The 9668-nt window shown below is 58.4% G+C and carries 8 protein-coding genes; 3 read left to right on the top strand and 5 right to left on the bottom strand.

Going from position 1 to position 9668, the window contains the following annotated elements:
* Positions 1–24 precede the first annotated feature (24 nt).
* Positions 25–1239 carry an IS30 family transposase gene (locus HMPREF2129_RS01270; protein WP_034661984.1) on the top strand — a complete coding sequence of 405 codons (1215 nt, stop codon included), beginning with the start codon at positions 25–27 and terminating at the stop codon, positions 1237–1239.
* 145 nt (positions 1240–1384) lie between these two features.
* Here HMPREF2129_RS01270 and glnA read toward each other — a convergent pair whose 3' ends face one another.
* On the bottom strand, positions 1385–2794 hold the full coding sequence (glnA, locus tag HMPREF2129_RS01265) for a type I glutamate--ammonia ligase (protein WP_408605812.1): 1410 nt from the start codon (positions 2792–2794) through the stop codon (positions 1385–1387).
* A gap of 140 nt (positions 2795–2934) precedes the next feature.
* Between glnA and HMPREF2129_RS01260 the strand changes: the two genes are divergently transcribed.
* On the top strand, positions 2935–3384 hold the full coding sequence (locus tag HMPREF2129_RS01260; protein ID WP_034661978.1) for an RDD family protein: 450 nt from the start codon (positions 2935–2937) through the stop codon (positions 3382–3384).
* Between the two features lie 8 nt (positions 3385–3392).
* Here the strand turns inward: HMPREF2129_RS01260 and HMPREF2129_RS01255 are convergent, their stop codons facing one another.
* The 4 genes from HMPREF2129_RS01255 to HMPREF2129_RS01240 form a co-directional block, all read right to left on the bottom strand.
* Positions 3393–4679, bottom strand: a complete 1287-nt coding sequence (locus HMPREF2129_RS01255; RefSeq protein WP_034661975.1) for a threonine/serine exporter family protein — start codon at positions 4677–4679, stop codon at positions 3393–3395.
* 57 nt (positions 4680–4736) lie between these two features.
* The gene (locus HMPREF2129_RS01250; RefSeq protein WP_034661973.1) at positions 4737–5516 is read right to left on the bottom strand and encodes a DUF4191 domain-containing protein; all 780 of its coding nucleotides are present in this window, start codon (positions 5514–5516) and stop codon (positions 4737–4739) included.
* Between the two features lie 101 nt (positions 5517–5617).
* On the bottom strand, positions 5618–6787 hold the full coding sequence (locus HMPREF2129_RS01245; protein ID WP_084576396.1) for a MaoC/PaaZ C-terminal domain-containing protein: 1170 nt from the start codon (positions 6785–6787) through the stop codon (positions 5618–5620).
* A 5-nt stretch (positions 6788–6792) separates the two neighbouring features.
* Entirely contained in the window at positions 6793–8127 is a 1335-nt protein-coding gene (locus HMPREF2129_RS01240; protein ID WP_034661966.1) for a 3-oxoacyl-ACP reductase, read from the bottom strand.
* A gap of 211 nt (positions 8128–8338) precedes the next feature.
* Here HMPREF2129_RS01240 and HMPREF2129_RS01235 point away from each other — a divergent pair, with 211 nt between their 5' ends.
* On the top strand, positions 8339–9634 hold the full coding sequence (locus HMPREF2129_RS01235) for an acetyl-CoA C-acetyltransferase (protein WP_034661963.1): 1296 nt from the start codon (positions 8339–8341) through the stop codon (positions 9632–9634).
* The last annotated feature ends 34 nt before the right edge of the window (positions 9635–9668 follow it).

The raw sequence follows: 9668 nt of genomic DNA, 5'->3' as shown, positions 1-9668 counted from the left end.
TATCTGAAGTTGCGAGTATGCGGCATGGACCGCAATAGTGCCGCTGATGCGTGTGGAATGAGTCGGCGCACTGCTTTAGACGTTGATAAAGGCGTGGTCAAGGGGAGTCATCGGCGGGTGGTGTTTGTTCCTGATGGTGAAGATGCGCACCGCTATAAACGGCTTATGCAGGTCCTTGGTTATGTTGACGGTCGGGTCAGTGTGCCTGTGCAGGTAATGCCGCAGGCCGCAGTGGAGAAGGTCATTGATGGGCGGTATCTGTCGGTTGAGGACCGAGAGATGATCGCGGACCGGGTTAATCAGAACATGTCTATCCGTGCAATTGCGCGTGAGTTGGGGCGTAGTGCGTCGACGATTTCGCGCGAGATTGCCCGCAACAGTGGTGATGATGGGATTTACCGGCCGTTTGAGGCACACCGTCAATCCGTTTTCCGCAGGTTTAGGCCGAAACCACGCAAGATTCCGACAAATCCGCAGTTGCAGGAAGTGGTGTGGGCGTGGCTGCGCAAGGAGTATTCTCCTGAGCAGATAGCGGGCCGCTTGCGGAAAGATTTCCCCGGCGATGACACTATGCACGTGAGTCATGAAACGATCTACCAAGAGCTGTACTTCCAGGCTAAAGGTGAGATGAAAAAGGTTGTTGCCAGCGCGATGCGCAGCGGCCGGACACGGCGCAAGCCCCAGGGTCAACGCATCCCGCGCAGCCGGTTCATCGATCCGATGATCATGATTTCTGACCGGCCGGCAGATATTGAAGATCGGGCAGTACCAGGTCATTGGGAAGGCGATCTCATCATCGGCGCCGGAGGTAAATCCGCTATCGGAACCCTTGTCGAACGTCAGACCCGCTACGTTATGCTGCTGCACCTTCCCCACGGTCATAACGCGGTGGCTGTGCGCGATGCTCTAGTTGAAACCATCATGACTTTGCCCGAGCACCTACGCGGCTCATTGACATGGGACCAAGGCGCTGAAATGGCTGGCCACCGATCCTTCAGCATCGCGACGGATTGCCCGGTGTACTTCTGTGATCCGGGTTCGCCTTGGCAGCGAGGCACCAATGAGAACACGAACGGGTTGCTGCGGCAGTACTTCCCGAAAGGCGCTGACTTAAACGTTTACGGTCCTGAAGACCTCGAACTAGTAGCCCTGAAACTCAACAATCGACCGCGAAAGACCCTGGACTACGACACCCCAGCAGAACGCATGGCCGAACTACTAGGATTGACCGGAACCTAGGAAACGTTGCAACGAACGCTAGAATCCGCCACCGGCACCGAACACGACAAAACCCCCGGACTCCATCACGGAATCCGGGGGTGTAGTTTATCCGACCAGTTTCACAAATACTAGCAGGTCAGAAACGCAAAAGTCCCAGGTGAGCTTAAACGTCGAAGTACAGCTCATACTCCAGCGGTGTTGGGCCGAGGCGGGACGGCGCAATCTCGCGGTCGTGCTTCAGCTTGATGTAGGTCTGGATGAGGTCCTCGGTGAACACGTCGCCTTCGGTGAGGAATTCGTAGTTCTCCTCCAATGCGGCGAGGGATGCTTCGAGGGAGGTCGGTGCCTGTGGGATGGACTTTGCTTCCTCCGGCGGGAGCTCGTAGAGGTCCTTGTCCACCGGCTCGTGCGGCTCGATGCGGTTTTTCACACCATCCAGGCCAGCCATCATCATGGCAGCGAAGCCGAGGTAGGGGTTGCCGCTTGGGTCCGGTGCGCGGAACTCGATGCGCTTTGCCTTCGGGTTGGAGCCCGTGATCGGGATGCGGATCGCGGCGGAGCGGTTGCGCTGGGAGTAGACCAGGTTGATCGGGGCCTCGAAGCCTGGAACCAGACGGTGGTAGGAGTTCAGCGTCGGGTTGGTGAACGCGAGCACAGCGCCGGCGTGGTGCAGGATGCCACCGATGTACCAGCGGGCGATGTCAGACAGGCCGCCGTAGCCGGATTCGTCATAGAACAGTGGCTCGCCGTCCTTCCACAGGGACTGGTGGGCGTGCATACCAGACCCGGCCTCACCGGCAAGTGGCTTCGGCATGAAGGTGACGGTCTTGCCCCACTTCTGCGCGGTGTTTTTGACGATGTACTTGAAGGTCTGCAGATCATCTGCGGCGTGCAGGAGGGTGTTGAACTTGTAGTTGATTTCCTGCTGGCCGCCCGAGCCGACCTCGTGGTGGAAACGCTCGATTTCGAAACCAGCTTCAGCCAGATTCAGTGCCATGTCATCGCGCACATCTAGCGTCTTGTCGTACGGCGGAACAGGGAAGTAGCCGCCCTTCATACGAGTCTTGTAGCCCTGGTTGGGGGAGCCGTCCAGCTCGGTCTCACGGTCGCGGTTCCACCAGCCTTCGATGGAATCTACCTCGTAGAAACCGCGGTGTGGCTCAGAGGAGTAACGCACAGAATCAAAGAGATAAAACTCAGCTTCAGCGCCGAAGAAGCAGGTGTCGGCGATACCGGTTGACTCCAAGTACTCCTCAGCCTTGCGGGCTACATTGCGCGGGTCGCGGGAGAAGGCCTCATGGGTGAAGGGGTCGTTGACGAAGAACTTCACATTGAGGGTCTTCGCCTTACGGAAAGGATCAATTTGGGCGGTGGCCAGGTCCGGCATGAGGATCATGTCGGATTCCTCAATCGTCGTAAAGCCGCGAATCGACGATCCGTCGAACGCCAAGCCTTCTTCTACGACATCTTCATCAAACATGGATGCAGGAATGGAGAAGTGATGCTCGGTTCCAGGGACGTCCGTGAAGCGAACGTCTACAAACTCGACCTCCTCATCCTTGATGTACTTCATGGTGTCTTGGATGTTGTCGAAGGCCACGGGTGGATACTCCTTGAATACAGATCGTGTGCTCTCAACGATCGTACATGGATTCTGGCCCGTTTCGCTTCAAGCGCTTTCGAGCTCAGTAAAAAGTGCACTATCGTGAGTTCATGCCGAATAATGCTCGCGATGCTGCCCACCCGTATGCGCCACAGGACTGGCCAGGCCAAAACTTGGGCCTCCCAGAATCAGGACCGGGTGCGCAGGCAAGTGTGATGCGTCGCGCCATTGGTGTCCTCATTGATTGGTTTATTTGTTGGGGGCTTGCCGCATTCATTGTCACGTACACCCACACTTTCGGCGGAACAGCGACGTTGACCTATTTGCTGTGGGTGGTGCTGGGCATCATCACCGGTTGGTTGTTTGCCCGCACGCCAGGAATGGCAATCCTGGGCATGGGTGTCGCGCGTATCGACGAGCCGGGGAACACCGTCGGCCTTTGGCGCGCCGCTCTGCGCACCATCCTCACCGGTTTTGTGTTCCCCGCTGCGATCGTGGATGAGAATGGACGCGGTATGCACGACCGTGCCACGGGCACGACAGTGATTATGAGCAAATAATAAGCTGATCAGCGAGGATGAGGCACCCCGCCAAGTTCCTTGTTGAAGTCAATGTGGTGCTCGAATGCCCAGGTTTTGTCCGTAATCATGCGGGCAATGGCGAGCCCACCACCGATGTAGAGGACCACAAGAACCACATCTGTCATCTTTGTCAGCGCCAGTGCTGTCTCACCGAGTGCGAAATTGTATACGGAGGCGTAAATTGCCGGCCCCGGGATCATCACCACTGATGCCGGAATAGTCACGCTGACACGTGGGATTCGGGCAGCACGGCAAGCCAAGCTCCCCACCAGGCCGATGAACAGCGCTGCAAGGAAAGCAGCAAGGAAGCCACGCGCGCCGACGGTAAGTAGCGCAAGTCGACCTAGGTTGGCCAACATACCCACGCTTGCCGCGATGAGTGCCATGCGTTTCGACGAATTGAAGATCAGCGCGAAACCACCGACTGAGACAAAACTGGCTACCGCACCAGAAAGGAAATACTCCCAGTCGACGATGATGGTCTGCGCCGGTGCCTCCGGTGTTCCAGAAAGCATGGTCACAACAGTCACGGTGAGCATGATCACCGTGATGACTTCTGCGGCGAAGACGAGTCGTGGAATGCCGGAGGTGAAGTCGAAGCGCGACAAATCCACGAATGCTGAGAACAAGGGAAAGCCCGGAATAAGGAAGAGCACTGAGGCGATAAAGCCAGGCGAAAGATCACTTGAAGTGGGGAAGATGCGGACCAGGAGGAAGAACATCCCAGTCGCGGTGAGTGCGGATACGGCGGTGATGCCGAGGACGTTAAACCTTTCGTCGTGAAGCTTGATGCGCACAAATTTACCGGCAAGAACAGCGAAGAAAACAAACAGAGCCATCTCGTAGCCGAATTGATTGAGCACTGCGAATCCCGCGCACGCAAGCCCTGCCGCGATCATGCTGGTGACAATTCCCCAGCGCGGTGAGGGGATACTCTCGATCTGGTCGAGGTATTCATCGATCTCTTCGGCGGTGTGATACTCCTGCAGGAATCCGTGTGAGCCGGACTCTAAAGCCTCAATCCGCGAGGCATTAACTCCAGGCAGCGGCACATTTGCCACGACCGTGCGGAATTCATTTCCCTTGTGGAAGGTGCAGCTGATGGTGTTGAAACCGACAAGCACATCGGCATCAGAAAACCCCAGGGAGCGCGCGCAGCGTTTGACCGCGCGAATGACCCGGTAACCGGAGGAGCCCGCGGATAAAAGAAGCGTCCCATAACGCAGGGCAGCAGTAGCCTCCGCGGCCATATCTGAGTGTTGGTTCTCGCTCACAGATTCCTCGATCTAGGCCAGGCGGCGTCCCGCTGTGATGCCTGTGCGCTATTAACCTTAACGCTGCTGCATGCGGCGCATTCGGCGGTTCATACCAGACATGTTCTGCGCCTGGTGTGGCATGGGGCCCTTCGGCAACCCTGCGCGCTGACCACCGCGGACATTGTCCATGGCATCCAGCTTGGCGTTGAAGGCGTACACGTCATTCTTCTGGTAGTTCTTCGGCAGCTTGAGCAGGTGGCGCTGTAGTTTCTGCGGAGGCACTTGGCCTTCGCCGGAACCGACGTACACCTCATGGATCGGCACACCAGCGAGCAGGCGGTCAACACGCTTACGCTCTTTGTCCATGAGTGGCTTTAGGCGCTTCGGGTCGCCCTCGCCCACGAGGACCACGCCTGGGTTGCCCACCACGCGGTGGACCGTATCCATGTTCGTGTTAGCAGCCACAGCTGTCTTGGTCAGCCACACAATGCCCATGGAGTTGCGCATATTCTCCAGCGTCCAGCCGGCAGCACCCGGGGTATCGCCGATCTCCTCATACATGGAGTTCTCAAGGCGACGGGTGAACAAAAACATAGCTAGCAAGAAGCCAAAGCCGATGCCCGGAACCAGCATGAACCACTGGCCATTGAACAGCAGACCAATGAGGAAGAACGCGAGGGCTACGCCAACAATAGCCAGCAGCATGATCGGGATGAGCATCTTGTCCCGCTTGCGCTGCATATTAAAGGCCTGCCACACCTGCGAGCGGGTCTGCTTCCGCTTGGCGCGCTTAGCGGTGCGCTGTTCCTTCTTCGCGGCTGCCTCAAGGGCGCGTTCGTTTTTGTCCTTAGCCATGCACTCCAGACTACCCACCAGCACTGGGCCTTTCGAACTGGCACTCACGCAGAGAAAACCCCGCGTCTTATGCAGACGCGGGGTGAGGCGGTTTGCTCGGCTTAGAGAGGGGCCACTTCGCCGTTGAGGTGTAGCTTCTCCGGCTTGGAAGAATTGCGCAGCTGGATGTCGTAGGAGCCATCAGCTTGCTTGGTGGTCCACAGCGCCACGGAGGCCGGGATGACTACCGGCTTCACAAACTCCACGGAATATCGCAGTGCCGGCGGTAGCTTGCCTTCCAGTGGTGCCAGCACGGATGCTGCGGACAGCATGCCATGCGCGATCACTGCCGGGAAACCGAACAGTTTGGCGCCGATGTTGGAGGTGTGAATCGGGTTGTGGTCGTTGGACGCCTTGACGTATGCGTTGACGTCGCTGCGGGTCCAACGGAAGCGAGCATTCGGCTTGAACTCCGGCAGCACAGCAGGCGGCAGAACCTTGCCGGAATCCTCCGCGCGGGTAGTCACGGACACATCCGCGGACTTGGAGAACTTCGCGCCCATACCCAGGAAGCTCGAGGTCTGTTTCCATACCGGTGCGGGTTCACCGTCGGGTGTGACCTCCGTAATTACGTCGACAAGCAGGCCGCGACGGTGCGGGCGAACATTCGTGGCGTACGCGCGCACGCTAAACGTCTCATCCACAGTCAGCGGGCGAGTCTGCTCGATGACGTTAGAAATATGCACCGCACCCATCGCCGGATACGGGAAGTCCGGGCGGGAGAGCAGCTCCATGGTCAGTGGGAAACCAAGCACGAAGAAGTAGGTTGGCGGCAGCTCATTGCTCAGGCGCAGGCCAGTTGCTTGCGTGTACTCAGCAAGATTTTGCTTATCCACGCGCACCCCGTCCACCTGAATCGCCGACGTTGGATCCTGCTTCGCCTCACGGCTACCACCGATACCAGGAAGCGCACCGAAGAAGACCTTTCGCGTAATGGCGGACAGATCCGGGATCTGCTTCAGCTTCTCAAACTCACGCTCGCCGGTGGCCTTGACTGGCTCTGCCTTCGGCGCTTCAGCCTTCGTGGCCTTGGCTGCCTTGGTTTCCTTGGCCTTGTCCTGCACGTCTTCGACAGCGTCCTCGACCTTATCCTCCACCTTGTCGGCGAGTTCTTCGATGGCATCCTTGGCGTCATCGAAGGCGTCTTCGACCTTGTCCTCGATCTTGTCGGCGATTTCTTCGGCCTTCTTCTTCAAATCTTCGGCTGTGTCCTTAGGGGATTTCTCACTCATCGTGCTTAAGCCCCCAGGAGGTTCTGGCCGCAGACGCGGACGGTGTTGCCATTGACGGCCACGGAGGATGGTGCTGAGAAGAACGCGACGGTCTCAGCGACGTCGACAGGCTGACCTCCCTGGTTGAGGGAGTTCAGGCGACGGCCAACCTCACGGGGACCGAAAGGCATAGCAGCGGTCATGTCGGTCTCGATGAAGCCCGGTGCAACAGCGTTGATGGAGCCGCCCAGGGCAGCGACCCTCTCAGCCAGTGCGTCGACGAAACCAACGACACCAGCCTTGGTGGTGGCGTAGTTGGTCTGGCCACGGTTACCGGCGATACCAGCCATGGAGGACACACCGATAATGGCCGGGGTATCAGCAAAAGCATCAGCGTCAAGCAGTGCCTCGGTGATGCGCACCGGTGCAACGAGGTTGATGTTCTGGACCATGTTCCAACGGCCCTCATCCATGTTGACCAGCAGCTTGTCGCGGGTGACACCAGCATTGTGGACGATGGTGTCAATCTTGCGGCCGTAACGGTCCTGGGCGTGTTGGATGATCTCTTCGGCAGCCTTCGGGTCGGTCACGTCGAGGGGAAGGGCAGTGCCCTTCACTTTGTTAGCGGTCTCCGCCAGACCTTCGCCTGCCTGCGGGATGTCCACGCAGATGACCTTTGCCCCATCACGCGCCAGGGTCTCAGCGATGGTTGCACCAATACCGCGAGCAGCACCGGTCACAACAGCGAGACGGCCTTCAAGCGGCTTATCCCAGCTCTTCGGCAGCTCAACATCCGCCGGGGTGATGCGGATGACCTGAGCATCAACGAAGGCGGACTTGCCGGACAGGAGGAAGCGCAGGGTGGACTCCACCTTGTCAATCTTGGAGCCGTCAATGGACGGGTCCACGTACACCAGCTGGACGGTAGCGGACTTCCGCATTTCCTTCGCCAGGGAACGAGTGAAGCCTTCGAGGGAACGGGCGGTGATGCGTGCATCCACATCGTCGATAAGCTCCGGCGTGGTGCCGATGACAACGATGCGAGCGTTATCGAGAACCTTCTTCAGCTGCGGGTGGAAGAAGGAGTAGAGCTCCTCCAGATCTTCCGGCTTGGACAGGGAGGTTGCATCAAAAATGATGCCAGCGCGCTTCGTGTCAGCTTCAGCCTTCAGGAGCTTGTAGGGGCCGTCGAGGAGTGTGGTGAGCTGCTCCACCAAGCGACCGGTGCCACCCACGACGACGGGGCCGTGCAGCAGGGGCTCACCCTGCTTGTAACGACGCAGCGGGTAGCCCTGAGGAACACCGAGTTTGCCGGCGACAGGGGAGTTGATGAACTGTTCGAGGAGGCCTTGGGATGCCACTATTTTCTCCTTATATAGATAGGCATTCATGTCATCAGCGCGCTCCGCTATTTAAAGCGGTAGCTCTGTGTCGGATACTATTATAAGATCACTAAGGTGACGAACCTTACAAAGGACTAACTTTGTAAAGTACAGTACATACGTCCTCTGATAATCGCGGTGACACATCGGATTATCACAACCATTCATCGGAAGAGCAGGAAAAACAAGCATGAATGCACCCCGTAAAGTAGCCATCCTTGGTGGTAACCGTATTCCCTTTGCGCGTTCCAACAAGGAATACGCAAACGCTTCCAACCAGGACATGCTCACGTCAGCCCTCAACGGCCTCGTGGCACGTTACGGCCTTCAGGATGAGGAGCTGGGGCTCGTCGTCGGCGGCGCAGTGCTGAAGCACGCCCGTGATTTCAACCTTGTGCGTGAGTCCGTGATTGGTTCGGAACTATCTTCCACCACCCCGGCATTTGATCTGCAGCACGCCTGCGGCACCTCCCTGACCTCCGCTATTCAGGTGGCTGACGCGATTGCTCTTGGTCGCATCGAGTCCGGCATTGCCTGTGGCGCGGACACCACTTCGGACGCTCCGCTGGCTATCAATGACCGCCTGCGCAAGACCCTGATCCGCCTGTCCAACGCGAAGTCTGCCAAGGACCAGCTCAAGCTCGTCGGTTCCATCCGTCCGAACCAGCTTGCTCCGGAACAGCCGCAGAACGGTGAACCGCGCACCGGCCTGTCCATGGGTGAGCACGCAGCGATCACCGCGCGCGAGATGGAGATCACCCGTGAAGCGCAGGACGAACTCGCAGCGGCCTCCCACCAAAACCTGGCTAAGGCGTACGAGGAGGGCTTTTTTGATGATCTGATCACGCCGTACCTTGGCGTCAACCGCGACACCAACCTCCGCCCGGATTCCACGGTGGAAAAGCTTGCTGGCCTCAAGCCGGTGTTTGGCAAAAAGGATGCAGAACAGCACGGTGGCACCGCCACCATGACGGCTGGTAACTCCACCCCGCTGACGGACGGCGCAGCATCCGTGCTGCTCGCTTCCGAGGAGTGGGCGAAGGAGCACAACCTGCCGGTCAAGGCATACCTAGTTGATTCTGAACTGGCTGCAGTTGACTTCGTGTCCGGCAAGGACGGCCTGCTTATGGCCCCGACCTACGCTGTTCCGCGTCTGCTGGAGCGCAACGGCCTGACCCTCCAAGACTTTGACTTCTATGAGATCCACGAGGCATTCGCATCCCAGGTTCTGGCAACGCTGAAGGCATGGGAAGACGAGACCTACTGCCGCGAGCGCCTTGGTCTGGACAAGCCGCTGGGCTCCATCGACCGCTCCAAGCTCAACGTCAAGGGTTCTTCTCTCGCAGCTGGCCACCCGTTCGCAGCAACCGGTGCCCGTATCCTCGCTTCCGCAGCGAAGATGCTGGAGGAAAACGGCGGTGGCCGCACCCTCGTGTCTGTCTGCGCTGCAGGCGGCCAGGGCGTCGTGGCGATCCTCGAGCGCTAAGCGCCGATATACCTTCATCTCTGTAATCCTCTCT

Source organism: Corynebacterium tuscaniense DNF00037 (assembly GCF_000759055.1).
Taxonomy (GTDB): Bacteria; Actinomycetota; Actinomycetes; order Mycobacteriales; family Mycobacteriaceae; genus Corynebacterium; species Corynebacterium tuscaniense.
Note: the sequence above shows the minus strand (reverse complement) of the source record. Positions and strands in the feature narration are given on the sequence as shown.

What these genes read in the sequence shown, in the direction of transcription:
- HMPREF2129_RS01270 (WP_034661984.1), top strand. Translation starts at nt 25, where the DNA reads ATGGACCGCAATAGTGCCGCTGATGCGTGTGGAATGAGTCGGCGCACT.
- glnA (WP_408605812.1), bottom strand. Translation starts at nt 2,794, where the DNA reads ATGAAGTACATCAAGGATGAGGAGGTCGAGTTTGTAGACGTTCGCTTC.
- HMPREF2129_RS01260 (WP_034661978.1), top strand. Translation starts at nt 2,935, where the DNA reads ATGCCGAATAATGCTCGCGATGCTGCCCACCCGTATGCGCCACAGGAC.
- HMPREF2129_RS01250 (WP_034661973.1), bottom strand. Translation starts at nt 5,516, where the DNA reads ATGGCTAAGGACAAAAACGAACGCGCCCTTGAGGCAGCCGCGAAGAAG.
- HMPREF2129_RS01245 (WP_084576396.1), bottom strand. Translation starts at nt 6,787, where the DNA reads ATGAGTGAGAAATCCCCTAAGGACACAGCCGAAGATTTGAAGAAGAAG.
- HMPREF2129_RS01235 (WP_034661963.1), top strand. Translation starts at nt 8,339, where the DNA reads ATGAATGCACCCCGTAAAGTAGCCATCCTTGGTGGTAACCGTATTCCC.